We start from the raw sequence: 24,977 nt of genomic DNA on the forward strand, positions 1-24,977 counted from the left end.
CACCGGAGACCGTGATGGACCGTCGCCGCTTCCTGCGCACCCTGTTGTCGGGCGCCACCGTCGCCGCGCTCGGCCCCGCGCTGCTGCACGGTGCCGATGCGCTGGCCGGCGACCCCGCGGAGTTCTCCGCCGGTCTCGCCGATCGTCCGTATCTCGCCGGCTGGCGTCAGGTGTCGGCCGGCGCCTTCGGCCCGACCACGGTGCAACTCGAAGGCCGTCTGCCCGCCGACTTCGCCGGCACGCTGTACCGCAACGGGCCGGCCTGGTTCGAGCGCGACGGCTTCCGCTACGAACACTGGTTCGACGGGGACGGCATGGTCCACGGCTGGCGCTTCGGCGACGGCGCGGTCACCCATCGCGGGCGCATGGTGCAGACGCCGAAGTTCCAGCGCGAACAACGCGCCGGTCGCTTCAACACGATGGCCGCCGGCACCACGGTTCCCGGACAGGTCGCAATCCGCAACAACGACGATGCGAACACCGCCAACACATCGGTGGTGACGATCGGCGGGCGCCTGTTCGCGATGAGCGAGGCCGGTTCGGCGTTCGAACTCGAGCCCGATGCGCTCGACACGATCGGCCCGGTGATCTGGCGCCCGGACCTGCAGGCGCTGCCGTTCTCCGCGCATCCGCTGCGCGATCGCGACGGCAGCTGGTGGAACTTCGGCGCGCTGTCGATGCTGGGCGGCAGCGGCCTGCTGCTGTGGCACATCGGCGCGGATGCGAGCTTGATCGGCGCACACGTGCTGGAGATGGACGCGCCCGGTTACCTGCACGCCTTCGTGCAGACCGACCGGCATCTGGTGTTCCTGTTGATGCCCTACGACTTCACGCCGTCCGGTTCGTTCTTCGAGAGCATGCGGTTCGCGCCGCAGCGCGCGTGCACCGTGCTGGTGGTCGACAAGGCCGCGCCGGATCGCGTCGCGCGCCGCTTCGAGGTCGACTTCGCGATGGCCTATCACTTCGGCGATGCGTTCGAGCGCGGCGGCGAGATCGTCGTGCGCACGGTCCACCATCGCGACGTCGAACACGCGCGCTCGCCGCATCGCGCGGCGATGTCCGGTCACGACGGCCCCGCCCCCGCGGCGCAGCTGGCCGAGCTGCGGCTCGACATGCACAGCGGCCGCGCACGCTGGGATCTGCTCGGCGTCACCGGCATCGAGTTCCCGCTGTTCGACGCGCGCACGCCAGGCGATCGCAGCGCGCGCCTGTACATGCCGACAACGGAAGGCGAAACAGGCGCGCCGTACTTCAACGCGGTGCAGATGCTCGACCCGGCCAGCGGTCGACGCGACGTGCATCGCTATGGCCGCGACGTCCTCGCCGAGGAACACGTGTTCGTCCCGCGCCCCGGCAGCACGCGCCCGGATGAGGGCTGGCTGGTCGGCACCGTGCTCGATCCCACCCGCAACCGCAGCGGCATCTCGGTGCTGGATGCGCAGCACATCGCCAACGGTCCGCTCGCGACAGCGTGGCTGCCTTATGCGTTTCCGCTGGGTTTCCATGGCCATTTCGCGCAGGCGGCGTCATGAGTCACGCGCGCATCTGGCGCGTCGCCGCGCTGCTGGCCGCACTGGCGCTGTGCCTGTGGATCGGATGGCACGACGTCGACCTGCGGGTGCCGCGGGAGGTGGTGCAGGCGGAGATCCGGCTGACGATCCGTCGCACGCTGCAGGTCGGGCTGCAGTGGGTGGCCCCGGCCGTGCTGCTGGCGCTGCTGATGCGCGAGATCCGGCATCGGCCCACGCAGGGTCGCCGCTGATGCAGGTCGGCGTGTCGCGAAGACCGGCATCGCCGGACTGGGCCGCTGCGCCGACGCTGATCGCCGCCGTGCTGCTGGCGACCGCGGTGTCGGCGCCGTTCCGGATGGGCTGGATCGATCCGGCACCCGGCCTGGTACTGGCCGGGGTTCCGGTACTGCGTGCATTGCTGGAAGGCCTCGGCCCGCTGCTGATGGCACTGCTGCTGGCCTGGCGCGATCCCCGGGCACGCAGGCCGATGTCGCTTGCCGGGCGGCGTCCCTGGCAGGCGCTCGGGATGGCGGCGGTGGTGCCGTCCGCGTTCGCCATCGCCGGCGCCTTCAACGGCCAGGCGGCAGTGGCCGCCCTTGTCGGTGCGACGACGCTGGTCTACTGCCTGATGGAGGAGTCGGCCTGGCGCGGCGTCCTGTTCAACCGGCTGGCGGGCTGGCGGTCGACGCCACGCGCGCTCGCCATCGGCGCTGGCTGGTACCTCTGGCACCTGTCGTTCCTGGCGCCCGACACCACCTGGACGCGCGAACTCGCCGTGCTGGGTGCGCTGCTCGGCGGCAGTCTGCTGCTGGACCGTCTGGCCGGGCGCACCGGCGCGGTGATGACCGTCGCCTGCGCCCATCTGCTGGTCAACGTGCTGGCGTTCAACACGCTGGCCGCGATCCTGTCACCCGGTCAGCGGCTGGGCGTCGCGCTGCTGTGCGTCGTGGCGTGGGGGTGGCTGTTGCGCCGGCGGACTCGACCGGCTGCCGCCTGATCCGATCACGGCCCTGCAGACCCCGGCGCCTGACATGACGGCACGCCGTAACGCGTGCCGGTCCACACCTCAGTCTGCGACCGGGCGCCGGAACGTGCGGGGCCGGGACGGATGCCTGGCCGGGACTTCCTGCAGCCCCGCCGACTGCAGCCACCGCACCACCATCGCCGGCAGGGCCGGCAACTCGGCAGACATCGACGCGGGCACGCGCGCCACGCCGGCGAGCAGACTCACCGCCTCGACGTCCGCTGCCGCCAGTTCGAGTCGCGCATGGTCGGATGTGGTCTGCCAGCGCAGCAGCGTGAGCGTCTGCAGATCGACTGCTAGGGGCGGGTGGCCCTGCCGCGTCAGCGCCAGTCGGGTGGCCTCGATGCGCAGGTCGAACGTGGCGGTACGGCGCCGCAGCAGCGCCTTGAGCGCCAGGTAGCCCGGCAGGCCGATGCCGAGTGCGAACGCGAAGATCGCGCCGTAGGCACCGATGCGCAGCACCACGTCGTAGAAGACGATCATGCCGATCGCCGCGAGCGCGCCGGCCACCAGCGTCACCGCAACGATCAGGGCGGTGAGCGAGCGCATCCGCAATGGAACCGCCGCGAAGCGCAGCCGCCAGGCCTTGCCGTCACGCGTCCAGTCCACCCGTCTCTTCTGCGCTGCGCGTGTCCTGGCGTCGCGATCGAAACGCGAGGACACACGCCCGAACAGCCCCATCCAGATCCAGCCGATCATCGGCCCGGCACCGAGCTGGAACCAGAGCACCAGCCGCTGCCACGACCCGGGCAGGGCGCGGGTGGACGGCAGATGTCCGGTGATCGCGGCCCACAGCAGCACGGCACCGGCGAGCGCGCCTGCCACGTGCACCACCACGCCCAGCCACGGCGGCGACATCCGCAGGGTGGCCATCACGAAGGACGTCCCGCACAGCACGCCGGCGACCAGCGCGAGCAGGAACGGCATGAACTCCATGCCGGCACGTCCGGTGACGACGGTGATGCCTGCACAGACGGCTGCCCAGAAGAGCGGCGACCAGCGCGCCCGCCGCCACAGGGCTGCCGTCACGTCACCGGTCATCGCGACACCCTGCGCCACGCGCCGGGTGTCGCGACACCGTCACCCGGACAACCGGAGGTCCGTCCGGGCATCCGGTCGGGTCAGCGCGAGACCGTCGCGACCGCCTGGACCACGTAGTCGAGCGTCTTCAGGCTCAGCGCGGCCACGCAGATGCGGCCGGTGCCGACGGCGTAGATGCCGAACTCGTCGCGCAGGCGATCGACCTGCGGCCGGCTCAGACCCGAGTACGAGAACATGCCGGCCTGGTCAGCGATGAAGGCGAACTCCGGCGCACCGGCATCGGCCAGCTTCTGCACCAGGCCCGCGCGCAGGGCGTGGATGCGCTCGCGCATCTGGCCCAGCTCGGCTTCCCAGCGCGCGCGCAGCTCGATGCTGCCCAGTACACCGGCGACGAGCGCGGCGCCATGGTTCGACGGGCTGGAGTAGTTCGCACGGACGATGCGCTTGATCTGCGACTGCACCGCGCGGCTCTGCTCGGCGGTGGCCGAGACCACGGTCAGGGCGCCGACGCGCTCGCCGTAGAGCGAGAACGACTTGGAGTACGAGCTGGCGACGACGAATTCGGCGATGTCCGATTCGGCCAGCAGGCGCACCGCCGTCGCGTCGGCATCGATACCGCGGTCGAAGCCCTGGTACGCCATGTCGATGAAGGGGAACAGGTTGCGCTCGCCCAGCACCTCGATGACCTGGCGCCACTGCGCTTCGGTGAGATCGGCGCCGGTGGGGTTGTGGCAGCACGCGTGCAGCAGCACGACGGTGCCGGCCTCGAGCGCGCGCAGGTCGGCGAGCATGCCGTCGAAGTCGACGCCGTGCGTGGTCGCATCGAAGTACGTGTAGTCGACGACCTTGAAGCCGACGTTGCCGAACACGGCGCGATGGTTTTCCCAGCTCGGGTTGCTGATCGCGATGGTCGCGTGCGGCAGCAGCAGCTTCAGCAGGTCGGCGCCGGTGCGCAGCGCACCGCTGCCACCGATGGTCTGGGTGGTCGCCACGCGGCCTGCGGCCAGCAGCGGCGCATCCGTGCCGAACATCAGCTCGCGCGTGGCGCGGGTGTAGTCGGGCATGCCGTCGATCGGCAGGTAACCGCGCGGCTTGGCCTCGGCCGCCAGACGCTGCTCGACTTCGCGCACGGCGTCGAGCACGGGAATGCGTCCGGCCTCGTCGTAGTAGATGCCCACGCCGAGGTTGACCTTGGTGGTGCGCGGATCGGCGTTGTAGGCCTCGGACAGACCGAGGATGGGATCACCGGGGACGAGTTCGACGTTCGCGAAAAAGGAGGACACGGGAGACTGCCTTGCACGACGGAGGGAGGGCGCCGGTCGCGCGCTCGGGCACAACCAAACCCCTCAAGAATACCGGGCACGGCAGGCAGGTGCGACGTGGCGGCTGGGACAGCCATGGCCTTTGGCGCGACAATGTGGTCCACCACGACGCCACGGACCGCCGCCCATGCCCAGTATTTCCCTGACCCGCCACCTGATCGAGGAACAGCGGCTGGGCCACGTGACCCCCGACCTGCGGCTGTTGCTGGAGGTGGTCGCGCGCGCCTGCAAGCGGATCTCGGTCGCGGTCGGCAAGGGCGCACTGGGCGATGTGCTGGGCGAGGCCGCAGCCGCCGGTGGCGGCGACAGCATCAACGTGCAGGGCGAGGCGCAGAAGAAGCTCGACGTGATCAGCAACGAGATCCTGCTCGAGGCCAACGCTTGGGGCGGCCATCTGGCGGCGTGCGCGTCCGAGGAAATGGAGCACTCGCAGCAGATCCCCGACGCTTTCCCGCGCGGCAACTATTTGTTGGTGTTCGATCCCCTCGACGGCAGCTCCAACATCGACATCAACGCCAGCGTCGGCACGATCTTCTCGGTGCTGCGTTGCCCCGAAGGCGTCAGCGCTGCCGAAGATCACGATTTCCTCCAGGCTGGCAGCACCCAGGTCGCCGCCGGCTACTGCCTCTACGGGCCCAGTACGATGCTGGTGCTGACGATCGGCCACGGCACGCACGCGTTCACGCTGGACCGCGAGCAGGGCTCGTTCGTACTGACGCAGGCGGGCATCCGCATTCCGGAACAGACCCGCGAGTTCGCGATCAACATGTCCAACCAGCGTCACTGGGAGGCGCCGACGCAGGCCTACGTGAATGACCTGCTGGCCGGCCAGGACGGCCCGCGCGGGAAGGACTTCAACATGCGCTGGGTCGCGGCGATGGTCGGCGACGTGCATCGCATCCTGACCCGTGGCGGCATCTTCATCTATCCCTGGGACCGCAAGGACCCGTCCAAGCCCGGCAAGCTGCGGCTGATGTACGAAGCGAACCCGATGGCGATGCTGGTCGAGCAGGCCGGCGGCGCGGCGACCACGGGCCGCGAGCGCATCCTCGACGTCGCCCCGACGTCGCTGCACCAGCGCGTGCCGGTGTTCCTGGGCTCGAAGGACGAGGTGGAGACCGCGACGCGCTACCACCTGCAGCACGACACCACCGCTGCATGAGCACACCCGCCGATTTCATCGAGGTCACGCCCGGTGCGCTGTCCGCCGACGCCTGCGCGGCGATCGTCGCGCGGCTGCGCGCCAGCCAGGACCTGCGTGCCGGCGAAATCGGCGGGGGCGTCTATCCCGAACTCAAGCGCAGCCGCGACCTGTCGATCAGCGAACGCCCCGACTGGGCCGACGTGGTGCAACAGCTCAACGTCGCGGTCTACGCCGGCCTGATGGCCTACCTGCGCAAATACCCGCAGACCCTGATCGCCCCGCTGATGCTGCAGCAACCCGGCAACGACGGCGCGCTGCGCCGCCTCGAAGCCGACGACTTCCCGACGATGGACGACCAGCGCCTCGGCGGTCTGCTGCAGACCTGCCTGCGCCCTGGCACGATCAACCTGCAGTGGTACGCGGCCGGCGAGGGTGGTTACCCGTACTGGCATTGCGAGCTGTACCCGCGCGACGCCAGCGGCGAAACCCTGCACCGGCATCTGCTGTGGACGATCTACCTCAACGACGGCTTCGACGCCGGCGAAACCGAATTCCTGTTCCAGCAGCGCAAGATCGCCCCGCGCACCGGCGATCTGCTGATCGCGCCGACGGCGTTCACTCACACCCATCGCGGCAACAAGCCGCAGAACGGGGACAAGTGCATCGCGACGAGCTGGATCCTGTTCCAGCGCGCGGAGGCGTTGTACGGGGGCAGCTGAGGCGCTCCTGCGCCTGGTCTTCAGGCGTGTGCCGCGGTGTGTGTCTACCGGCGAACACAGCGCACCTCTTCCACTGAGCGAGAGCCTGCACCGGATCTGATTCCGGGTCGATGCGTGCGTCGCACGGATCCTGGCCCGAGCACCTCTCCCTCCGGGCGAACTCGATTCGCGCAGCGCATCGGGTGAGGGTTGCTGTTGCTCGGCTTCGGCTCTGCTTTTGCTCCTGCTTTTTCTTTCCCGCTCTTGATCTGAAATCGAGCCGTAAAGCGAGCCGAGCACCGGAGCCTGGCGTGGCCGAAGAGCAGCCCATGTCTGAGCGAAGCGAGTTTGGGCTGCGTGCCGCGTCAGGCGAGGAGCACAGGGCACCGATGCGGCTTCATCGCATCGGCTCGCGTCCGGCGAAGGGACCTTTTGGTTCCTTTTGGGTCCATCCAAAAGGGACTCGCACGCGCAGCGGGCGAAAGCCGTGCACTTGCTCGTGCTTTTTTGCTTGTCGCTTCGGCATGAGAGAAACGAATCAACGTCAAAAGCCAAGATCAAGACAGGGCTTCCGCGCTGTCGCGCGGCTTACTTTTGTCTTGGCAAAAGTAAGCACGACAGTGCGACTGCACTGGCGAACGGCGAAGCCGGCCCGAAGGGCGAGCGCCGAAGGCGTGAGTCAAACCGTCTTCGCCGGACGCGATCCGCCGCGATACAGCCGCGGCAGTCCCCTGCGCTTCTCGGTCGACGGGGCACGCAGCCCAAACTCGCTGCGCTCAGACATGGGCTGCTCTTCGACCCCGTCGCCCTGCGATGCTCGGCTCGCTTTACGGCTCGATTGAAGTCGAAAGCCAAAGCAAAGCTGGAGCAAACGCCGAAGCAAAAACCAAGGCGAAAGCGAAGACTGATGCCGAGTTCTTCTCTACGTGCATGCCGAAGGCAACACGCGGAGCAGGTACCACGCGCTAGACACTCACCTCAGATGAGGCCGACCGCCTCAACGGTCGAAACCCAGAGCCCCAATCACCCCCGCGGGTGATTCAACACCAACCAGTACAGCCCGATCTGCTTCACCACCTCGACGAACTTCTTGAAGTCCACCGGCTTGCGGATATAGCTGTTGACGCCCAGCGCGTAGCTGGCTTCGACGTCGAAGGGCTCGGTGCTCGTGGTCAGCACCACGACCGGCAGACCGCGGGTCGCGGGGTTCGCACGCAGGGCCTGCAACACTTCGCGGCCGTCGATCTTGGGCAGGTTGAGGTCGAGCAGCACGATCGACGGCAGGTCCGCCGGATCGCGATGCGCGTACTTGTCCTGCGCAAACAGATAGTCGAGCGCTTCGGCGCCGTCGCCGACCACGACCAGCTGGCTGTCGATGGCGGCTTCGGCGAAGGCGATGCGGGTCAGCTCGGCGTCGTCCGGGTTGTCCTCGATCAGCAGGATCGTATGGTCGCTCATGGCGCGGCTGCGTCCTCGTCCGGCACCGCCGGCAGTTCGATGAAGAAGGTGGTGCCGGCGTCCGGTTCCGATTCCACGCGGATGTGTCCGCCCTGCGCTCGCGCCAGTTGCTGGGCGATGGCCAGGCCGAGGCCATGGCCGGCCCCGTCGTCAGCGCTGTGCAGGCGCCTGAATGGCACGAACAGTCGTTCAGCATAGCGCATGTCGAAACCGCGGCCGCGGTCGCGCAGACGCAGTGCCAGACGGTCGCCGACGCGTTCGCCATCGAGTTCGATCCGCACCGTGTCGCGATGCGCGGAGAACTTCCAGGCGTTGTGCAGCAGCTTGCCGAGCATCTGCTTGAGCGCGTGCTCGTCGCCCCATGCCCAGAGGTCCGGCGCGATGTGGATCTCGGTGGAGCGACCCGGTTCGGCGTCGCCCAGTTCGGCGCAGATCCAGTCGCCGAGCAGGCTGATGTCGACCGGCGCCGACGGGCGCGGCGCACGCGATGCACGCATGGTCTCGAGCAGGGCATCGATCAGGCCGCCGGCGTGGCCGGAGGCGTCCTGGATACGCTGCAGATGGTCGCGCGCGGTCTGCGGATCGGCGGTGAGATCCTGGGCGAGCAGGCGGCGGGCGAACTGCTCGATCGCGCGCACCGGTGCGCGCAGCTCATGCGAGATGCCGAAGGCCAGGGTTTCCTGCTGGGCTTCGAGGATCTTCAGCGCGGTGTCGTCGTGGAGCTGCAGCAGGGCGGTGCCATCGGCCAGCGGCCGCAGCGTCAACCGCAGATGCCGGCCGGCCGCATCGTCAGGCACCGCGACATCGCGCAGGGTGTCATCGGCGTCGGGCAGCCGGGCCAGTGCGGCATCGATCCGCGACGCAAGCGCCGGGAGGCGCTCGCGATGGCTGGCCTGGCCGACCAGAGCGGCCGGGGATACGGCCCACAACGCGGCAAGTGCCGGATTCGCACGCAGCCAGCTGCCGTCCGCTGCAAGCACGGCAACGCCGTCGGGCAGCTGGTCGATCAGGTCCACGGAGGCGCCGGCTTCGGCGGGATTCCGCAGGGATGCGGCATCGGACATTGCGACGGACGTCTGGAAGGGACCGCGCAGTGTAGGAGACGCCCGCGTCGACGCGGGGTGCAGGCAGGGTGAATGCGTCGTTAGAACAGTTCGCCCTGGGGCGTCACGCGGCGCAGCGGCACGAACCGATCGGTCCGCAACGGCGGCAGGCGCGCGAACCCGAGCGCGCGACGGGCCCGGGCGAAGCGCGCGGCGATCAGGTCGGCGAACGGACCCTGCCCACGCATGCGGTGGCCGAAGGTGCTGTCGTAGTCGCGGCCGCCGTGCAGTTGCTGCAACAGGCTCATGACGTGCGCGGCGCGCTCGGGATAGTGCAGCAGCAGCCATTCCCGCCAGACCGCCTTGAGTTCGTTCGGCAACCGCAGCAACACGTAACCGGCGCTGCCGGCACCGGCCTCGCGCGCGGCGGCCAGGATCGCTTCCAGATCGTGGTCGGTGATCGCAGGCACCACCGGCGCCACGATCACGCCGACCGGCACGCCGGCATCCGCCAGGGTGCGCATCGCCCGCAGGCGCGCGTGCGGCGCGGCGGCGCGCGGCTCCATGCGGGCCGAGAGCCGGTTGTCGAGCGAGGTCACCGAAAAGTACACCGTGACCAGACCGTCGGCCGCCATCGGCGCCAGCAGGTCGAGGTCGCGGACCACGTTGGCGCTCTTGGTGACGATGCTGAAGGGGTGCCGGGCTTCGGCCATGACCTCGATCAGCGACCGGGTCAGCCCGTAGCGGCGTTCGATCGGCTGGTAGCCGTCGGTATTGATGCCCAGCGCGATCGGCGAACAGACATAACCGGGGCGGGCGAACTCGGCGCGCAGGCGCTCGGCGGCGTTGGTCTTGGCGAACAGCCGGGTCTCGAAGTCCAGCCCGGGCGACAGGTCCAGATAGGCGTGCGAGGGGCGGGCGAAGCAGTAGACGCAGCCGTGCTCGCAGCCGCGATACGGGTTCACCGATTGCGAGAAGCTGATGTCGGGCGAGGTGTTGCGGCTGACGATGCTGCGCGCGCGCTCTTCGGTGACCACGGTGGCGGGTGAGATCGCATCGTCCTGCAGCATCTGCAGCGCGTCCCAGCCATCGTCCTCGGCCACCGCGGCCCGCTTCTCGAAACGTCCCGGGACCCAGGACGCACTGCCGCGTCCCTTGAGGGCAACCGGAGCGGGCGGCGGTGCACGGGACGTCATCCGGACAGTGTCGGGCCTGCCGGTCTCAGCCCCTGCGACCCGGCCAGATGTGAATGCGCCTGCGATCCCTGTCCGGCCGCAGACGCTCCCGGCGTTGGTCGGACTGACACTCGGGGCATCGAATGGAGAGGGGGCATGTCTGACAGCTTCGCGCCGGCGTGGGCCGGTCCGTCCGCACGCCGGCACGAGGCCGCGCTGTGGGCACGATGACGGCGTCGCGCGTACAGCGCTGCGCGGTCTGGTTCGGCACACCGGGCGTGCGCGACGAAGCCGTATTCGCGGCCAGCGGCTGGCACCTGCGCGTCGCCTGTCCGGAAGCCAGCGTCCAGGTGGGCATGCGGGGTGGCGATCTGGTGATCGCGGTCGTCGACCTGCGTGGCGCCGATGCCGTGCGTCTGGCCGCGTTCGAACGCATTCTGGCCGAGCACGCCGACCTGCCCAGTCTGGCGCTGGTCGACGACACGGTCGATGCGGGCGATGCCGCCAGCCAGCGCGTGCTGGCGCGCTGCGGCGGACGCCTGCCGCAACCGCTCGACCCGCAACGCCTCGACGCCGCGCTCGCCACCCTGCTGACCAGTCCGCGGCGCGACATCGCCAGCGTTGGCGGCGAGAGCGCGGTGATGCTCGGCGTGCGCGCCCTGCTGCACCGCTATGCCGACGTCGAACTGCCGGTGCTGATCACCGGCGAATCCGGCACCGGCAAGGAACTGGCGGCGCATGCGCTGCACGATCTGTCCGGCCGTCGCACGCGTCCGTTCGTGGCGATGAACTGCGGCGCGATCTCGCCGACGCTGGTGCAGTCGGAACTGTTCGGCCACGAACGCGGCGCGTTCACCGGCGCGGCGACGCGGCGGATGGGCCTGTTCGAATCGGCCGATGGCGGCACCGTGTTTCTCGACGAGATCGGCGATCTGCCGCTCGATGCGCAGACCAACCTGCTGCGGGTGCTGCAGGAGGGCACGATCGAACGCGTCGGCAGCAATCACGCCATTCGCGTCGACGTGCGCGTGCTCGCCGCAACCCATGTGGATCTCGAGGCGGCGATCGCCGCGGGCCGGTTCCGTCAGGATCTGTACTACCGCCTCGATGTGCTGCGACTCCAGCTGCCGCCGCTGCGTGCGCGCGGCGCCGATGTCGAACTGCTCGCGCGCCAGTTCCTGGATGAGTTCCGCGCGGGTCATGCGGTGCAGGCGCGCGGCTTCAGCGCGGCCGCGCGGCAATGCCTGCGCCAGCATGCGTGGCCGGGCAACGTGCGCGAACTGCTCAACCGTGTGCGTCGCGCCGCAGTGGTCGCTGAGCACGCGCTGATCGAACCGGCGGACCTGCAGCTCGGTGCGAATGCACAGGTGGTCGCGCTCGATCATCATCGCGACCGCACCGAGCACGACGCCCTGGTCGACGCCCTGCGTGCGACCGGCTGCAACGTCAGCGCCAGCGCGCGCCGACTCAGTGTGTCGCGGGTGACGATCTATCGGCTGTGCCGCAAGCACGGCGTGTCGCTCGAAGCGCTCCGCTGAGACACCGCGCCCGGCGCTGCGTTTCGAGCGGCCGCACGCTGGACCGGACGCATCGACGCCGGTCATCCGCAGACAGTGGCGCGCACCCACCTCGATCGCATCGCCGGCATCGCCACATCCAGGCGAAGACCTGGCGGGCGCCGCACCGGGTGACGCGATGTCGACCCGGTCCGGACAGCCCGCCGCGCACCACTACAGCGAGTAGGGCACCTTCACCGTCAGGTTGAAGTCCGGTGCATCCGGCGTCAGGCCGATGCCGAGCACGCCGACGAAGGTCGCGTTCGGCGTCATCGCGTGGGTCACGCCGAGGCTCATCGTCGCGGCGTTCGCATCGCTGCCGATCAGCTTCATCCAGTCGGCGCCTTCGTAGCGCGTGCGTGCACGGGCGTTGAGGCGGTCGCTGAAGGAGATGCTCAGGCTGGTGCGTTCGTTGAAGGCGAACGCGACACCGGCACCGAAGTAGTAGGCATCGCCGAGCCGCACGCGGCCGGGGTTGGTCGTCTCCGGATTGTTGTCCAGATCGCTGAAGTCACGGGCGAACGAGCGCACGTAGCCGATGTTGCCGAACAGGATCGCGGGGTCGGTGGTCTTGACCGCCGACAGGCCTACGGTCGCCTGCCACAGTCCGTTGCCGGTCGGCTGTTCCTCGGGCACCGCGAAGCGGATGAAGTTGTCTGCATCGCGCTCGAGTACGCGCCACGGAATGCCGTAGGGCTCGCGGCCGGTCGGCGCGGTGACGCCGACATTGAGCACGGTCTCCGGCCAGGGCCCGCGTTCGCCGAACAGTTTCCAGTTCGCACTCGCGTTGATGTCGCCCAGGCCGGTGCCGTCGGTTTCCTCCTGCGCGATCGCCGCGGCCGCGCCGCCGGCGCCACCCTTCTGGTAGACGGTCTTGCGTGCGATGTAGGGCACGTCGAGATTCAGACTCAGGCGTGAGCTGACGCCCCAGCGCGCGGCGAAGTTGTAGTTCACCGTGTCGGACTCGACGTTCTCGACCGCGATGTTGCCCAGGAAGATCGCATCCAGTGCGAGGAATCCGTTGAGCGTGACCTGCTTGCGGTCATAGCGGTTGTAGCTGATGCCGTTCTCCAGCGTGAGCCGGCGGTTGAACAGCGCGGTGCTCTGCTGTTTGACGTCGGCAACGCTGCGCGAGTCGGTGTCCTGGGCGCGCTGCGCGTCCTCGGCGGTGCTCGCATAGCCTTCGTCGCCGCGCGACACCGGCGCAGCGGCTGCACTGGCCGGCAACGGCGGCGGACGGGACGACTGCGTCGGCGACACCGGTGCAGGTGCGCCCGGCTGCGCGGCCATCTGCGGTGCGTCGCGCGGCGCGAGGGCCGGTGCCACGCCGGTGACACGCGCCTGCAGCGCCTGGATCTGCATGTCGAGTTCGCGCAGCCGGCGCACTTCCTGCGCGTAGTCCTGCTTGAGCGACTGCAGCTCCTGCAGCAGCTGCTGCATGCGCGCGCGGTCCTCGGCGGTGATCTGCCCGGCATCCTGCGCCATGCCGATGGCCGGATACAGCAGTGCGAGTCCCAGCGCGATGGCCAATGGCCGTCGCGCGCGTGTCGGTGTCGATTTCAAGGTGCCCCTCCCGCATCGACGCGTGTATGTGCCTGTCTCAGATGCCGCCGGCGCGTGTCATGCCGATGGCCTGGATCAGGTTCTGGTGGATGGTCTGGCTGGACGGCACCGACTGGCGCACGAGCTCGAGTTGCAGCTGGTTGCCGACCGCCTGGCCGTTGCCGGCGAGCTGGATGCTCTGCCCGATCGAACGTGCGTCGATCCATTGCTCGGCCGCGCCCTGACCGGCGACCTGCAGCAGGATCCGCGCACCGCCGTCCTCGAGCGACGCCCGTGCATGCGCGCCGTGGAGGGTCATGTCGGCAACCGTCGTGCCGCTGGTCGCATCCGCGACGGGAACGTCGCCTTCGCGGACCTGCAGCGACATGCCGTTGCGCGCGATGTTGCCGTCACCGGCGACCTGCACGCTCTGCACCAGCCCGCCGACGTTGGCGAGGCCGGATGCGTCCACGTCGCCGGTGCCGGCCGCCGCGGCCAATGCCGGCGTCTGCTCGGTGATGGTGACGCTGGGCTGGAAGCTGACCTCCGGCTTCGCGCCGCGCAGGTCGAAGCCCAGCTTCACCGCGCCCTGGACAGACTGGCCGGCGCTGGTGACCCAGTTCGACACCATGGTCACGCCGAACCAGGCGATGCGGTTGTCGCCGACGATGTAGCGGCCGCGCATCGCGCCCAGTTCGCTGTCGGGAATCTCGCGCAGGCCACTGGCGTGCGTCGATGTCGTGTCGTCGCTGGACCACGCCGGCGCGACGCTCGCGCCCAGGGCGATGGCCACCAGCCATGTCGTGTAATTGCGCATCTCATGTCTCCTGTCAGAACAGGTCCGCGTGGCTGAAGCCGAAATCCAGCAGCTCGGCATCGGTCACCGGTCCCTGACGCGCGAACAACCGCTTCGCGCTCGGGCGCTCGACCGGCTGCAGTAGCGCGGTCGAACGGTCGAAGTCACTGCCTATGACGATAAAAATGGCCCGCGACGGCCACGACTCGAGAAACTCCGCCATCGGCACGCTGCGGTTGCCCAGGATCGGGTCGGCGACTTCCGCGTAATCGCCACTGACCTGCTTGAGCACGACGAAGTGGCGGAAGCCGCGCACGTCCATCAGCACCAGGCCCGGCACACGCAATGCGCGCAGGCGGTCCTCCTCGATGCGGTACCCGCGGCCGCGCATGCCCAGCGACTCCACGTAGCGCTTGATGTCCAGCAGCGAGAAGCCGCGTGACTGCACGACCTCCGGATCGGCCAGGCCCATCATTCCTTCGATGACGGTCGCCTCGTCGACATCGAGCCGGTAGGCGAACTTGAGCACCGTCGCCAGTGCGGCCGCGCCGCAGCTGTAATCGGTGTGCTGGCGCACGATGTTGCGGTAGCGCGCCTCGCGCATGCTTTCCACGTTGACCGGCATCACCGCACCATTGGGCAGGATGCCGTGGAACGCCACGTCCGCCGCCCGGACGGGACTGGCCAGCGCGAGCAAGACCACTGCGATGCCGGAAAGACTGCGGATCATTGCGTTCGACTCCTGATGCGCGTTGCGCGCATCGCGTGTCTTCCATTGCCGGACCTGACACCAGCCTCCGGCAATGGAAGCCACGACCTTCGGAAGGAAGGCCCCGCGCCACGGGGCATGTGGCGCGGGGCTTCCGGGAGAAGTCCGGCCTGGGGGCAGACCGGACGTCACACCTGGTGGGCGCTTACTCGCCGCCACCACCGCCCGGAGGCGGGGCCGCTGCGCCCGGCTGCGCGACCGCCATCGACAGGCTGTTGGCCTGCAGATTGCCGGTACCCGCCGCCACGTTCACACCGATGTTGCCCGAGGCCGCGCTGAAGGCGCTGCCCGACAGGCTGGCATCGTTGGTTGCCGCAACCGCGACCCAGCGGGTCGTGCTGACTTCGCCGCTGAGGGCCGCTTCCAGCTCCATGTAGCCCAGCTCGATGAAGGCCAGTTCGCCCGACTCGGAACCCTCATAGGAGCCTTCCGAATCGGTATCGAACGCCAGCCCGCCGATGCCATCGCGGTACGGGTTGTCGACCGCACCCTGGCTGTCGATGTCGTAGTCCGCATGGCCGATAACCGGGCCGTTCGGATGGTTCTCGCCCTGCCACATGTCGGCGTAGAAGTTCGACTGCTGGTACGCGTTGCCACGCGACTCGGTGGTGCCGCTGGTGCTGCCCTCGTAGCCGCCGTAACCGATCGCGATCGAGCTGCCGCCGAGCGTGCCGCTCAACGTCATTTCGGTGGTATCGGTGAACGACTCGTAGCTGCCGGCGTTCGAGGTCAGGTTGCCCGAGGACACCTGGTTGGAGCTGACGGTGGCCTGCGCATAGGCGGCGGTGGCGACCGAAGCGGCCATCGCGTTCTTCTGCGCATTGTTGTTGCCCGACGCGACGTTGACGCCGATGTTGCCGGTCGCCGCCGAGAACGCGTTGCCACCGATGCCCGCAGCGTTGGTCACGCCCTCGTTCATCGTCACGTTGCCGCTGCCCATCTGGTGCACGAACACTTCGGCGTCGGCGAGACCGAACGCGAAGCCTGCATCAGCGGCCGACAGTGCCGCAGCGTTGTCCTGCACGTTATTGTCGCCCGCGGCGACGTTGAACAGCAGGTTGCCCGAGGCTTCGGAGCCCACGTCATCGGCGATGCTGGCGGTGTTCTCGAGCACTTCGTTGATGCCGAGGTTGCCGCTGACCGACTGGCGGTTGTCGATGACCGCGATCGCGGCCGAGTCCAGATCGATGGCACCGGTGATCGTCGGGTCGCCGGTGAAGGCGATGTCCGAGCTCAGCGACAGGTCCTTCTCGAGGTTCACCGCCACGCCGTGTTCGTTGCGCTCGCGACGGATGTCGGAGTTCACGTTCTCGGTGCGGTCGATGTTCTCGTACACCTGGTTGGTGCGGATGCGATGGGCCTCGTCGAGGCTCTGGTCGACCTGCTGGTTGACCTCGCGGTTGAACGCATCGGTGACGCTGATGTCGTAGGACTCGGTCAGGCTCTGGTCGACCGACTGGTTCACGTCGATGTTGTAGTTCTCATCGATCGTCTGGGTCCAGTCCTGGGTCTGGTTGACCGTGGTGTTGACCTCGGTATTGGTGTTGGTGATGTTGGTTTCGTAGTTGCGGGTGTCGTCGACGTTGGTCTCGTAGTTGCGCACGTCGTCGACGGTGATGTCGTGGTCGATGACGGTCCAGTCGTAGTAGGTCTGCGCCTGGGCTGTGCCGACACCGGCTGCGCTGACGGCAATCGCCAGCAGGGTGGTCTTGATGGTTTTCATGTCTGCGTTCTCTCTCTCGTCTGCTCTCGTGGAGTTCCCGTTGAAGTGCCCGGTCACGGCCCCGCCTGGATCGACATCGCCAGCGTGTTGCCGGTGTCGTTCCCGGATCCCGCGACCTGGTTGAGCTGCAACACACCTTCGAAGCCCTGCAGCGCAGTGGACTCGACGGACGCCACGCGACGATTCGATGTCGCGCCCCCGTTGTCGAAACCGTGCTGTTGCCCCGCCGACGCGAGTGCCGCCGACAACGTGCTGTCGTCGTCGGTCTCGCGTATGCCCTGTTGCGCCAGTGCGAGCGACACCGCGTTGAACGACGCGTTGCCGGCCCCACTGGCCTGGTTGATCGATGCGATGCCGGACGCGCCCGCGAGCGCGTTGCCGGCGATGACGGCCGTCGCCGTGTCGGGTGCCGTGGCGAAGTCGCGGCTGCGCGCCTGACGCGCGTCGACACTGGCGATCGCACGCGTGCCGACCGCGATCGCGCGGAGGTTCGCCTGCTGGTTGAGATCACCGGCTGCCAGGTTGATCGCGATGGCGCCGGAGGCGCCGACGAATGCGTTGCCGTCCACGCGCGACTGCGTGAGGTAGCCCAGCATCGCGGGATAGTCGTCGGCGGCGAGCACCGGTGCTGCGGCCAGTACGCCGGACACGATGCAGAGAGCGGTGCGGATCACGGGCCACCTCCGTTGGCCGGCTGGGCGAACGGCATCTGCGACAGCGCGCCGGTGATGTGGCCGCCGATGCCGCGCGTGGCGTTGCCGACCGCGCCGAGGGGGCCGCCGGTCGCGGCGCCCAGCGTGCCGACGCCCTGCAGGCCACTGGCGTCGCGTGCATTGGTGCCGCCGCCGAGTGTGCCGGCCAGCACCTGGACCACCGGCGCGGCGATGCCGCCGTTGCCACGCATGGCGCCCTGCACCTGGTGACCGGTATCGAGCGCAAGGAAGTCGGCGTCGCTCAGTTCGCCGCCGGGCAGCGAGGGCATCAGCTGCCGGTTCGGGGTCGGGTCGACGATGAGGCCGATGCCCGGCGGTGCCTGGCGCACTGCGTGGCGGGCACTGACATCCCGCAGCAAGACCATCTCGCCTGGCGTCGCGTGCACACCGGCGCGTGCACCGGCCGCGTGCGCGGCGCCGGTGGCCAGGGCGAGGCACGGCAGCGCCAGGATCAGGATCAGGCCCGTCTGGATGGGATGGCGCATCGTCGGCTCCCCGCTGTTTCAGTGCGGGAAACAACGCAGACCGCGTGCCAACTCTTTTTTCTCTTCCGGATCAATCGCTTACGGAATCCGGAACACAATCGGGCAGGCGCGGTCGTCACCACCTGTTACAGGCGGATCGCGCGACACGGGCCTCGAAGCGCGCCGCGGCGCGGTTGTTGAGGTGTCACACAAATGCGACACCCGGCTGTCACAGGTCACAGTGCATCGGTCATGCGCGTTTTTCCGCAGTGCGCCGCTACCCTGTGCGCGGCGCGATCGGCGCCGTCGTCGAGTCGCCCATGTCCGGATCCCTGCAGCGCACCTGGGACGCGTTCGCGACCATGCCGCATCTCGTGCTGCTGCTGACCGTGGGCTGGGCGCTGTATCTCGTGGTGCTGGGTGTCTGGATCGTGCTGCAGAAACGCGAGCCGGTGGCCACGCTGAGCTGGTTGCTCGGCCTGGCGTTGCTGCCCTATCTGGGGTTCCTCGTCTATCACGTGTTCGGGCCGCAGAAGATCCATCGCAACCGGCTGCGCCGCAGCCACAGCCGCGCCTCGATCCGCAGCGCGGAGATCGAAGGCGAGCAGGGCGAGGCGGCCGAGCTGGTGCGCCTGGGGCAGGCGACGACCGGCCTGCCGGCGACATCGTCGGCGCAGGTCGATCTGCTGGTCGATGGCGCCGCGAAGTACACCGCGCTGCTCGCCGACATCGCACGCGCAGAACACCACATCCACCTCGAGTACTACATCTACGAACCCGACATCACCGGCGCCGCACTGCGCGATGCGCTGGTCGAGCGCGCACGTGCAGGCGTCCGCGTGCGCCTGTTGCTCGACTTCGTGGGTTCGAAGGCCTCGCGCAGGTTCTTTGCCTCGCTGGTCGAAGCCGGCGGGGAACTGGCGTGGTTCCATCCGATGCGCTTCGGCCGTATCTGGCGCCGGCCTTGGACCAATCTGCGGACACATCGCAAGATCGTCGTGATCGACGGGCGCATCGGTTACACCGGCGGCATGAACATCACCGACGAGCAGGACGAACGCCTGCGCGCGGATGCCTACCGTGACCTGCACATGCGCCTGGTCGGCAAGTCGGTCCGTGTCCTGCAGCTGGTGTTCGCCGAGGACTGGGCCTACGCGACCGGGCGTCGCGATTTCCTCGCCGAGGTCGAGCGGCAGACGCCACCGGCGGACGCCGGGCCGATCCGCACCCAGGTGCTGACCTCGGGACCGGATTCCAACTGGGAAGCGATCCATCGTGCGCATGTCGGGGCGATCCACGCCGCCAGACACCGGGTGTGGATGACGACGCCGTACTTCGTGCCCGGCGAGGCGGCGATGATGGCGCTGACCTCGGCCGCGCTCGCGGGTCTCGATGTGCGATTGCTGGTGCCGCGCACCAGCGACTCAAAACTGGTGACGCTCGCGGCACGCTCGTATTTCGGCCAGTTGCTGGTCGCGGGGGTGAAGATCTACGAATACCGCTCGCGGCTGCTGCACAGCAAGACCCTGCTGGTGGACGACCACCTGGCGCTGATCGGCAGCGCCAACTTCGACCACCGCAGTTTCCGGCTCAATTTCGAGGTGTCGGTGCTGTTCGACGATCTGTCCATTGCGGGCGCGCTTGCCCAGCAGATCGAGCGCGAGTTCGCACATGCACCCCGGGTGCAGCGCGGCCGTCATCGCCCACTGCTGACCGCACGCCTGCCCGAAGCACTGGCGCGTCTTTGCTCGCCGTTGTTGTAGGCAGCCCGTCGATTGAACCAGCCTGATGGCGGATTCCGGTCGAGGGCAGGCCGTGTCGCTGTCGTTCTGATCGCTTCTGCATTCGACCGCTCCGTACCGGCAGCGTGCGGATCCCGTCGTCGTCTGGTTTAGACTGCCGCAACGTCAGGCGGAGACCGCGCATGCCCTGGTTGTTCCTGCTGTTCTCACTGGGCGCGCTCGCAGTCGCGTTCACCACCACATCCATCCCACTCGCTGCGATCGCGCTGCTGTTCTCGCTGGTGTGCGTGGTGATCGGCGTGATGGGGCTGCTCGCCCAACGCCTCGGCAACCAGAGCCGCAGCGAAGCGATGATGGTCGATCCGATGGAACTGCGACGCCTGCGCGAGCAGGCCGACGCCCGGCGCGCGGCAGCGGCGGACGATGCCGCGCGATCGCCGCCGGCTGGCCCGTGACCCGACTCAGCGTCAACGTCAACAAGATCGCGGTGCTGCGCAATTCGCGCGGCGGCCGCGAGCCCGACGTGGTGCGCGCGGCAGTGACCTGTCTCGATGCCGGGGCGCACGGCATCACCGTGCACCCGCGGCCCGATGCACGGCATATCCGGCCCGACGACGTCCATGCACTCGCGCATCTGAGCACCACGCGCGGCGTCGAGTTCAACATCGAAGGCAACCCCTTTGCGCCGCCGCGCGAAGGTTATCCGGGGCTCCTGGCCCTGTGCGAGCAGACGCGTCCCGCACAGGTGACCCTGGTGCCTGACGGCGATACCCAGCTGACCTCCGACCACGGCTTCGATTTCGCCCGTGACCGCGATGCACTGGTGCCGCTGGTCGCGCAGTTCCGTGCGCTCGGCTGCCGGGTCAGCCTGTTCGCCGATGCAGGTGCGGATATCGAAGCGGCGCGCGCGAGTGGCGCCGACCGCATCGAACTCTATACGGGCCCGTGGGCGGAAGGCTTCGAAGCGGGCACGCCGGACATCGTCCTGCCGGCATTCGTGTCGACAGCACGCGAGGCCCGCGCTGCCGGCCTTGGCGTCAACGCAGGCCATGATCTCAGCCAGTCCAACCTCGGCGCATTCCTGGCCGCGCTCGGGGGTATCGACGAGGTGTCGATCGGCCACGCGTTGATCGGCGAGTCGCTGTACGACGGCCTGGAAACGACCGTGCGCCGGTATCTGGCGATTCTCGACGCCGCGCCTGCCGCCTGAGCGACAGGGCGGCCCCTCAACGGGCCCATTCCGCCATTCCGGATCGCTCATGACGCCGACATGTGCTGTCGTCGTCGATCGCGACGGTTGCCTGCGACTCCCCCTGACGCCGGACAAAAAAACGCCGCCCGAAGGCGGCGTTCAATCATTGCTTGAACACCGGAACGTGCTGCAGGCCCGTCCCGGCGTGTGCGTCGTCCTTACTGCCGGACGAAGCCGATCTTCTGCATGTTCGCGTTCTTCGCCTCGGCCAGCACCTTCGCGAGAATGCCGTACTCGGCATCAGCATTGGTGTCGATTTCGAGCGTCGGCTGATTGGTCGGGTCGCGCTGGACTTCCGACTCCATCATGTTCCGAAGCGCTGAAACCGGCGTCGGGCTGTCGTTCCAGAAAACCTGGCCGGAACCGTCGATCCGCAGCCTGATCGGCTCCGGCGGTTCCACCGGATTCTCCGGCGGCGTCGTTGAACGCTGCGGCAGATCGATGTCGATTGGATAGGAGGCCTTCGGCGCCGTCACCATGAAGATGATCAGCAGCACCAACATCACGTCGCAGAGCGGAATGATGTTGATGTCGGCCATCGGGCCTTCGCCACCGGATGAAAATGCCATACGTGTTGCTCCGGTTTACCTGTTTTCGATCGTCGCGATGAAGCCGACCTTACGCATGCCCTGGGCCTGTGCAGTGTTGACCACGTCGTTGATCGTCCGGTACTTCGTCGTCTGGTCGCCACGGATGTTGACCGGCGGCTGCGGCGTCTTCTGCGCTTCCACCGAGAAGGCGCTTTCCAGCAACTGGAGCGTGACCGGCTCGTCGTTGAGGAAGATGTCGCCGTTCTCGGTCACCGCCACGGTCAGTGGCGGTGGACCGGGCACGGTTTCGGGACGCTCATCGAGGTCGGCTTCCGGCAACTCGACCTGCACCTTGTGGGCCATGAGGGGCGCTGTGACCATGAAGATGATCAGCAGCACCAGCATGACGTCGACAAGCGGGACGATGTTGATCGTGGCGTTGACCTTGTCGTTGCCACCACCTGAGCTGAAAGCCATATCTGAACTCCGTTGTCGCTACTGACGTGCGTGCTTCTTAGACCTTGGCCGGAGCCGGCGTTTCGCCGACGCGCGAACCGGTGGCGAAGAAGTCGTGCAGGTCGTGCGCGAAGGTGTCGAGCTTGTTGTTCGTACCGCGGTTCAGGCGGACGAAGAAGTTGTAGCCCAGCACCGCCGGAATCGCGACGCCCAGACCGATCGCGGTCATGATCAGCGCCTCGCCGACCGGACCCGCCACCGCGCCGATGTCGGCCTGGCCGCTGGCGCCGATACGGATCAGGGCGCGATAGATGCCCCACACGGTACCGAGCAGACCCACGAACGGTGCGGTCGCGCCGACGGTCGCGAGGACGGTCAGACCGTCTTCAAGCTTCAGCGATTCGCGGGTCACGGCCTGACGCAGGGCGCGATCGACGAATTCCGAACGGTTCAGCGACTCGACCAGACGCGAACCTTCGTGGCGCTGGTGATGCGCGGCGGCCTGCGCGGCGTCGAGGGCGACCTTCGAGAAGGGCTCGCTCTTGGGCTGCTCTTCCATGAAACGGATGGCGTCCTGCGCGTTGTGGGTTTCCCAGAACGTGTTGATGACGCGATCGGTGCTGCCCTTCAGGCGTGCTGCCTTGATGGCATTGAAGATGATCCAGAAGATGGACATCGCGGACATGACGATCAGGACGATGAGCACGGTCCAGTTGACCGCATCCATGTGCTCGATCATGTCGGCGAAGCCCATCGACTCCAGACCGGCAGCGTTGGACACAGCGGCGTTGGTGGTTTCCTGCAGCATGACGCTTACCTTCCAGATGTAGTGGTTTGAAGAGTGGAACGTTGACGCGTAAATGTCGACGCCCCTTGGGACGTCGATGTATCAGTGTGCCGTGACGCGATCAGCCGAGGTTGAAGTCGACCGGGACGCGGACGCGGCCGGCGGCCGGCTGGCCGTTCGACATGGCCGGAGCGAACGACCACTTGCGTGCGGCTTCGATCGCAGCGCGATCGAGGTCACGGTTGCGGCTGGACTTCTCGACCGACACGTTGGTGACGTTGCCGTTGGCATCCACGTCGATGACCAGGATCACCGTGCCTTCGATCTGCGCGCGGGCAGCGGCAGGCGGGTAGCGCGGCGGATTCATGTTCTTCGACGAGATGTCGACGCTGGCGCCGATGTCAGGCGACGGTGCGGGCGGCGACGGCGGTGCCGGCGGCGGCGCAGGCGTATCCATCGGCGACGGATCGTCGAACACGACCGGCGGGGATTCCGGCGGCGGCGGAACCGGCGTCGGACGCGGCGGGGTCAGTTCCTTGATCGGTGTCGGCTTCGGCGGCTCCGGCGGCGGCGGGGGCGGCGGGGGCGGCGGCGGCGGCGGTTCGATGATCACCACACGCGTGGCCGCTTCTTCCTGCGCTGCGGCGTTCGGCGGATTGACGGGCGCCAGCAGCAACATGATCGCGGCGGCATGGAACGCGACCACCATCGTGAAGCCGGCGATGCGTGCCCAGTTCAGGCCCTCGTCTTCGTCGTTCCTGTCGGTCGTGGTCGAGCGTTGCGTCATGCGAAGAACTCTGGTCGGGCCAAGGGAATGTCCCCCGGTGGAAAAGTTGATCTGCCGCCCTTCCGGGCGGCAGGAACCCTAAAGCTTATACCAATCGGTATCGCGTGCACCATCCATGATTCACGCAACTTTTTCTTAACGTCCCGAGAGAATCCGCTCCGCATCGGCGTTGGATTTCAGACCCTTTGCGATGGCCTGACGTGCGGCTTCCTTCGCTTCGTCGGCACGACCTTCCTGGTGCAGCACACGCGCCAGGTTGAGGTACGTGTCGCCGTTCTCTGCCAGCGGTGCAGCCTTGCGCCATGCAGCAATCGCAGGCTCGATCTGGTCACTGAAATAGTTTGCCTGACCGAGCGCCACCATCGTGCGGTAGTCCTCGCTCAGCACACCCTTCTGCAGCCCTTCGTTGATCACTGCGATCGCCTCGCGCTCCTTGTTCTCGCTGTTGAGATACAACGCGTAGAGATTGCGGTACTCGCTCTCTTCGGTGAGCTGGCCAGACGCGCGCAGGCGTTCGAACACTTCGATTGCCTTGTCGTTCTGGTCGGTCTGCAGATACGACACGGCAAGGTTGACCTGCGAGCGCTTGTCGTCCGGTGTCGCCTGGGCGACCTGCTCGGCCAGACGGGTAGCCTCGGCGGTGTCGCCGGATTCCGCATACGACGCCATCAGGATCTGGGTCCACTGCGGGTCGACCTCGACGCCGGCATCGATCACCGGCTTGAGCGTCGCGATGGCTTCCGGGAAGCGCTCCAGGCGATACAGGATGTTGCCCTTGAGCGCCTGGTCCTTGGGGTCGACCGAGCCCGACTCGGTGAGGTAGCGGTCGAGTGACGCGAGCGCCTGGTCGTACTGGTCGTCCTGCGCCTGCAGCTGCGCGATGATCAGCATCGCCTGGAAATGGTTGTTGTTGTCCAGCCCGCCGCTCGCGATGGCCTGCTCGAGGTAGGTGATCGCACGGGCATTGTCTTCGTTGAGCAGCAGCTGCCCGGCGAGCAGCGCCGCCATCGATTTGTCGTAGGCGTTGGCCCGCTCGTTGGCGAGGATCTCGTCGGCCAGGGGCAAGCCCTTGGCATCGTCCTGTTCGTTGTAGGCCTTCGACAGATTGTTGAGCTGGTTCACCAGACGCTGGCTGGCCGCCACGCCCGGCTCTTGGCGGCTGCTGTTGGGATACAGCGCCTCGGCCTGCTGTGAAGACTGGCGCGAGCTGCGGCGCTCACTGCGCTCGGCGCTGCGCGAGGAGCGATCGGCACGGCTGCTGCTGCGTTCGCTGCGTTCAGCACCAGCTTCATCCTGGGCGGACACCACGGTCGGCGCCGCAAGCATGAGCAGGGCGGTGGTCAGGGCGGCGGCAAGCGCCTGCTGGGGCATGCGGGACTTCGACATCGTTCACCTCGATTGGTGGAGGGCCCGCCATGCACGGCGGACCGGAGTCTGGATGCGG

At 68.0% G+C, this 24,977-nt stretch carries 25 protein-coding genes; 9 read left to right on the plus strand and 16 right to left on the minus strand.

Features of this window, described 5'->3' with window-relative positions; translation table 11 throughout:
- Window positions 1-14: 14 nt before the first annotated feature.
- Genes AC3A4E_RS00830 through AC3A4E_RS00840 form a run of 3 tightly spaced genes read left to right on the plus strand, consistent with a single transcriptional unit; the run spans window position 15 to window position 2,508 of the window.
- Window positions 15-1,532 (plus strand): carotenoid oxygenase family protein, encoded by a 1,518-nt coding sequence (locus AC3A4E_RS00830; protein ID WP_487629687.1) that lies wholly within the window; start codon window positions 15-17, stop codon window positions 1,530-1,532.
- On the plus strand, window positions 1,529-1,762 hold the full coding sequence (locus AC3A4E_RS00835; protein WP_487629688.1) for a hypothetical protein: 234 nt from the start codon (window positions 1,529-1,531) through the stop codon (window positions 1,760-1,762). The genes AC3A4E_RS00830 and AC3A4E_RS00835 overlap by 4 nt, the downstream gene beginning before the upstream one ends.
- Window positions 1,763-1,773: 11 nt before the next feature.
- The gene (locus AC3A4E_RS00840; RefSeq protein ID WP_487629689.1) at window positions 1,774-2,508 is read left to right on the plus strand and encodes a CPBP family glutamic-type intramembrane protease; all 735 of its coding nucleotides are present in this window, start codon (window positions 1,774-1,776) and stop codon (window positions 2,506-2,508) included.
- 69 nt (window positions 2,509-2,577) lie between these two features.
- Here AC3A4E_RS00840 and AC3A4E_RS00845 read toward each other — a convergent pair whose 3' ends face one another.
- Window positions 2,578-3,594, minus strand: coding sequence for a hypothetical protein (locus AC3A4E_RS00845; protein ID WP_487629690.1), 1,017 nt, complete (start codon window positions 3,592-3,594; stop codon window positions 2,578-2,580).
- 62 nt (window positions 3,595-3,656) lie between these two features.
- Window positions 3,657-4,859 (minus strand): amino acid aminotransferase, encoded by a 1,203-nt coding sequence (locus tag AC3A4E_RS00850; RefSeq protein ID WP_487629691.1) that lies wholly within the window; start codon window positions 4,857-4,859, stop codon window positions 3,657-3,659.
- Window positions 4,860-5,025: 166 nt separating this feature from the next.
- Here AC3A4E_RS00850 and AC3A4E_RS00855 point away from each other — a divergent pair, with 166 nt between their 5' ends.
- Both AC3A4E_RS00855 and AC3A4E_RS00860 read left to right on the plus strand, forming a co-directional pair.
- Window positions 5,026-6,060, plus strand: coding sequence for a class 1 fructose-bisphosphatase (locus AC3A4E_RS00855; RefSeq protein ID WP_487629692.1), 1,035 nt, complete (start codon window positions 5,026-5,028; stop codon window positions 6,058-6,060).
- Window positions 6,057-6,761 carry a 2OG-Fe(II) oxygenase gene (locus AC3A4E_RS00860; protein WP_487629693.1) on the plus strand — a complete coding sequence of 235 codons (705 nt, stop codon included), beginning with the start codon at window positions 6,057-6,059 and terminating at the stop codon, window positions 6,759-6,761. Before AC3A4E_RS00855 ends, AC3A4E_RS00860 begins: the two co-directional genes overlap by 4 nt.
- A gap of 1,002 nt (window positions 6,762-7,763) precedes the next feature.
- Here AC3A4E_RS00860 and AC3A4E_RS00865 read toward each other — a convergent pair.
- From AC3A4E_RS00865 to AC3A4E_RS00875, 3 genes are all read right to left on the minus strand, one after another.
- The gene (locus AC3A4E_RS00865) at window positions 7,764-8,198 is read right to left on the minus strand and encodes a response regulator (protein ID WP_487629694.1); all 435 of its coding nucleotides are present in this window, start codon (window positions 8,196-8,198) and stop codon (window positions 7,764-7,766) included.
- Window positions 8,195-9,262 carry a sensor histidine kinase gene (locus AC3A4E_RS00870; RefSeq protein WP_487629695.1) on the minus strand — a complete coding sequence of 356 codons (1,068 nt, stop codon included), beginning with the start codon at window positions 9,260-9,262 and terminating at the stop codon, window positions 8,195-8,197. Before AC3A4E_RS00870 ends, AC3A4E_RS00865 begins: the two co-directional genes overlap by 4 nt.
- A gap of 80 nt (window positions 9,263-9,342) precedes the next feature.
- Window positions 9,343-10,437, minus strand: coding sequence for a PA0069 family radical SAM protein (locus AC3A4E_RS00875; protein WP_487629696.1), 1,095 nt, complete (start codon window positions 10,435-10,437; stop codon window positions 9,343-9,345).
- 206 nt (window positions 10,438-10,643) lie between these two features.
- Here AC3A4E_RS00875 and AC3A4E_RS00880 point away from each other — a divergent pair, with 206 nt between their 5' ends.
- Window positions 10,644-11,954 carry a sigma-54 interaction domain-containing protein gene (locus AC3A4E_RS00880; RefSeq protein ID WP_487631982.1) on the plus strand — a complete coding sequence of 437 codons (1,311 nt, stop codon included), beginning with the start codon at window positions 10,644-10,646 and terminating at the stop codon, window positions 11,952-11,954.
- Between the two features lie 192 nt (window positions 11,955-12,146).
- Here AC3A4E_RS00880 and AC3A4E_RS00885 read toward each other — a convergent pair whose 3' ends face one another.
- The 6 genes from AC3A4E_RS00885 to AC3A4E_RS00910 all read right to left on the minus strand — a co-directional run bounded on the left by AC3A4E_RS00885 (window position 12,147) and on the right by AC3A4E_RS00910 (window position 18,000).
- Complete coding sequence (locus AC3A4E_RS00885; RefSeq protein WP_487631983.1) at window positions 12,147-13,457, minus strand: transporter family protein; 1,311 nt, start codon at window positions 13,455-13,457, stop codon at window positions 12,147-12,149.
- A 115-nt stretch (window positions 13,458-13,572) separates the two neighbouring features.
- On the minus strand, window positions 13,573-14,331 hold the full coding sequence (locus tag AC3A4E_RS00890; RefSeq protein ID WP_487629697.1) for a hypothetical protein: 759 nt from the start codon (window positions 14,329-14,331) through the stop codon (window positions 13,573-13,575).
- Window positions 14,332-14,344: 13 nt separating this feature from the next.
- Window positions 14,345-15,040, minus strand: a complete 696-nt coding sequence (locus AC3A4E_RS00895; protein ID WP_487629698.1) for a C39 family peptidase — start codon at window positions 15,038-15,040, stop codon at window positions 14,345-14,347.
- A 184-nt stretch (window positions 15,041-15,224) separates the two neighbouring features.
- Window positions 15,225-16,802 carry an adhesin gene (locus AC3A4E_RS00900; RefSeq protein WP_487629699.1) on the minus strand — a complete coding sequence of 526 codons (1,578 nt, stop codon included), beginning with the start codon at window positions 16,800-16,802 and terminating at the stop codon, window positions 15,225-15,227.
- A 53-nt stretch (window positions 16,803-16,855) separates the two neighbouring features.
- Window positions 16,856-17,476 (minus strand): hypothetical protein, encoded by a 621-nt coding sequence (locus AC3A4E_RS00905; protein ID WP_487629700.1) that lies wholly within the window; start codon window positions 17,474-17,476, stop codon window positions 16,856-16,858.
- Window positions 17,473-18,000 (minus strand): hypothetical protein, encoded by a 528-nt coding sequence (locus tag AC3A4E_RS00910; RefSeq protein ID WP_487629701.1) that lies wholly within the window; start codon window positions 17,998-18,000, stop codon window positions 17,473-17,475. The genes AC3A4E_RS00905 and AC3A4E_RS00910 overlap by 4 nt, the downstream gene beginning before the upstream one ends.
- A gap of 299 nt (window positions 18,001-18,299) precedes the next feature.
- Between AC3A4E_RS00910 and cls the strand changes: the two genes are divergently transcribed.
- From cls to AC3A4E_RS00925, 3 genes are all read left to right on the plus strand, one after another.
- Complete coding sequence (gene cls, locus AC3A4E_RS00915; protein WP_487629702.1) at window positions 18,300-19,742, plus strand: cardiolipin synthase; 1,443 nt, start codon at window positions 18,300-18,302, stop codon at window positions 19,740-19,742.
- Window positions 19,743-19,903: 161 nt separating this feature from the next.
- A complete protein-coding gene (locus tag AC3A4E_RS00920; RefSeq protein WP_487629703.1) occupies window positions 19,904-20,176 on the plus strand; it encodes a hypothetical protein in 273 nt (90 codons plus the stop codon).
- Window positions 20,173-20,931, plus strand: coding sequence for a pyridoxine 5'-phosphate synthase (locus AC3A4E_RS00925; protein ID WP_487629704.1), 759 nt, complete (start codon window positions 20,173-20,175; stop codon window positions 20,929-20,931). Before AC3A4E_RS00920 ends, AC3A4E_RS00925 begins: the two co-directional genes overlap by 4 nt.
- A gap of 200 nt (window positions 20,932-21,131) precedes the next feature.
- On the opposite strand, the gene AC3A4E_RS00930 is transcribed toward AC3A4E_RS00925, so the two are convergent.
- The 5 genes from AC3A4E_RS00930 to AC3A4E_RS00950 all read right to left on the minus strand — a co-directional run bounded on the left by AC3A4E_RS00930 (window position 21,132) and on the right by AC3A4E_RS00950 (window position 24,919).
- Entirely contained in the window at window positions 21,132-21,542 is a 411-nt protein-coding gene (locus AC3A4E_RS00930) for an ExbD/TolR family protein (protein ID WP_487629705.1), read from the minus strand.
- A 15-nt stretch (window positions 21,543-21,557) separates the two neighbouring features.
- Window positions 21,558-21,980 (minus strand): ExbD/TolR family protein, encoded by a 423-nt coding sequence (locus AC3A4E_RS00935; RefSeq protein ID WP_487629706.1) that lies wholly within the window; start codon window positions 21,978-21,980, stop codon window positions 21,558-21,560.
- Between the two features lie 37 nt (window positions 21,981-22,017).
- Window positions 22,018-22,767: a MotA/TolQ/ExbB proton channel family protein gene (locus tag AC3A4E_RS00940; protein ID WP_487629707.1), complete on the minus strand. Its 750-nt coding sequence runs from the start codon at window positions 22,765-22,767 to the stop codon at window positions 22,018-22,020.
- A gap of 100 nt (window positions 22,768-22,867) precedes the next feature.
- Window positions 22,868-23,533, minus strand: a complete 666-nt coding sequence (locus AC3A4E_RS00945) for an energy transducer TonB (protein ID WP_487629708.1) — start codon at window positions 23,531-23,533, stop codon at window positions 22,868-22,870.
- Between the two features lie 135 nt (window positions 23,534-23,668).
- Window positions 23,669-24,919, minus strand: coding sequence for a tetratricopeptide repeat protein (locus AC3A4E_RS00950; RefSeq protein ID WP_487629709.1), 1,251 nt, complete (start codon window positions 24,917-24,919; stop codon window positions 23,669-23,671).
- Between the last annotated feature and the right edge of the window lie 58 nt (window positions 24,920-24,977).

The organism is Luteimonas sp. Soil_N_1, from assembly GCF_057656255.1.

Excerpts from the sequence above, each read along its gene's own strand:
- AC3A4E_RS00830 (WP_487629687.1), top strand. The coding sequence starts at position 15 with ATGGACCGTCGCCGCTTCCTGCGCACCCTGTTGTCGGGCGCCACCGTC.
- AC3A4E_RS00835 (WP_487629688.1), top strand. The coding sequence starts at position 1,529 with ATGAGTCACGCGCGCATCTGGCGCGTCGCCGCGCTGCTGGCCGCACTG.
- AC3A4E_RS00855 (WP_487629692.1), top strand. The coding sequence starts at position 5,026 with ATGCCCAGTATTTCCCTGACCCGCCACCTGATCGAGGAACAGCGGCTG.
- AC3A4E_RS00860 (WP_487629693.1), top strand. The coding sequence starts at position 6,057 with ATGAGCACACCCGCCGATTTCATCGAGGTCACGCCCGGTGCGCTGTCC.
- AC3A4E_RS00865 (WP_487629694.1), bottom strand. The coding sequence starts at position 8,198 with ATGAGCGACCATACGATCCTGCTGATCGAGGACAACCCGGACGACGCC.
- AC3A4E_RS00870 (WP_487629695.1), bottom strand. The coding sequence starts at position 9,262 with ATGTCCGATGCCGCATCCCTGCGGAATCCCGCCGAAGCCGGCGCCTCC.
- AC3A4E_RS00875 (WP_487629696.1), bottom strand. The coding sequence starts at position 10,437 with ATGACGTCCCGTGCACCGCCGCCCGCTCCGGTTGCCCTCAAGGGACGC.
- AC3A4E_RS00880 (WP_487631982.1), top strand. The coding sequence starts at position 10,644 with ATGACGGCGTCGCGCGTACAGCGCTGCGCGGTCTGGTTCGGCACACCG.
- AC3A4E_RS00885 (WP_487631983.1), bottom strand. The coding sequence starts at position 13,457 with ATGGCGCAGGATGCCGGGCAGATCACCGCCGAGGACCGCGCGCGCATG.
- AC3A4E_RS00890 (WP_487629697.1), bottom strand. The coding sequence starts at position 14,331 with ATGCGCAATTACACGACATGGCTGGTGGCCATCGCCCTGGGCGCGAGC.
- AC3A4E_RS00895 (WP_487629698.1), bottom strand. The coding sequence starts at position 15,040 with ATGATCCGCAGTCTTTCCGGCATCGCAGTGGTCTTGCTCGCGCTGGCC.
- AC3A4E_RS00900 (WP_487629699.1), bottom strand. The coding sequence starts at position 16,802 with ATGAAAACCATCAAGACCACCCTGCTGGCGATTGCCGTCAGCGCAGCC.
- AC3A4E_RS00910 (WP_487629701.1), bottom strand. The coding sequence starts at position 18,000 with ATGCGCCATCCCATCCAGACGGGCCTGATCCTGATCCTGGCGCTGCCG.
- cls (WP_487629702.1), top strand. The coding sequence starts at position 18,300 with ATGTCCGGATCCCTGCAGCGCACCTGGGACGCGTTCGCGACCATGCCG.
- AC3A4E_RS00920 (WP_487629703.1), top strand. The coding sequence starts at position 19,904 with ATGCCCTGGTTGTTCCTGCTGTTCTCACTGGGCGCGCTCGCAGTCGCG.
- AC3A4E_RS00930 (WP_487629705.1), bottom strand. The coding sequence starts at position 21,542 with ATGGCATTTTCATCCGGTGGCGAAGGCCCGATGGCCGACATCAACATC.
- AC3A4E_RS00935 (WP_487629706.1), bottom strand. The coding sequence starts at position 21,980 with ATGGCTTTCAGCTCAGGTGGTGGCAACGACAAGGTCAACGCCACGATC.
- AC3A4E_RS00940 (WP_487629707.1), bottom strand. The coding sequence starts at position 22,767 with ATGCTGCAGGAAACCACCAACGCCGCTGTGTCCAACGCTGCCGGTCTG.
- AC3A4E_RS00945 (WP_487629708.1), bottom strand. The coding sequence starts at position 23,533 with ATGACGCAACGCTCGACCACGACCGACAGGAACGACGAAGACGAGGGC.
- AC3A4E_RS00950 (WP_487629709.1), bottom strand. The coding sequence starts at position 24,919 with ATGTCGAAGTCCCGCATGCCCCAGCAGGCGCTTGCCGCCGCCCTGACC.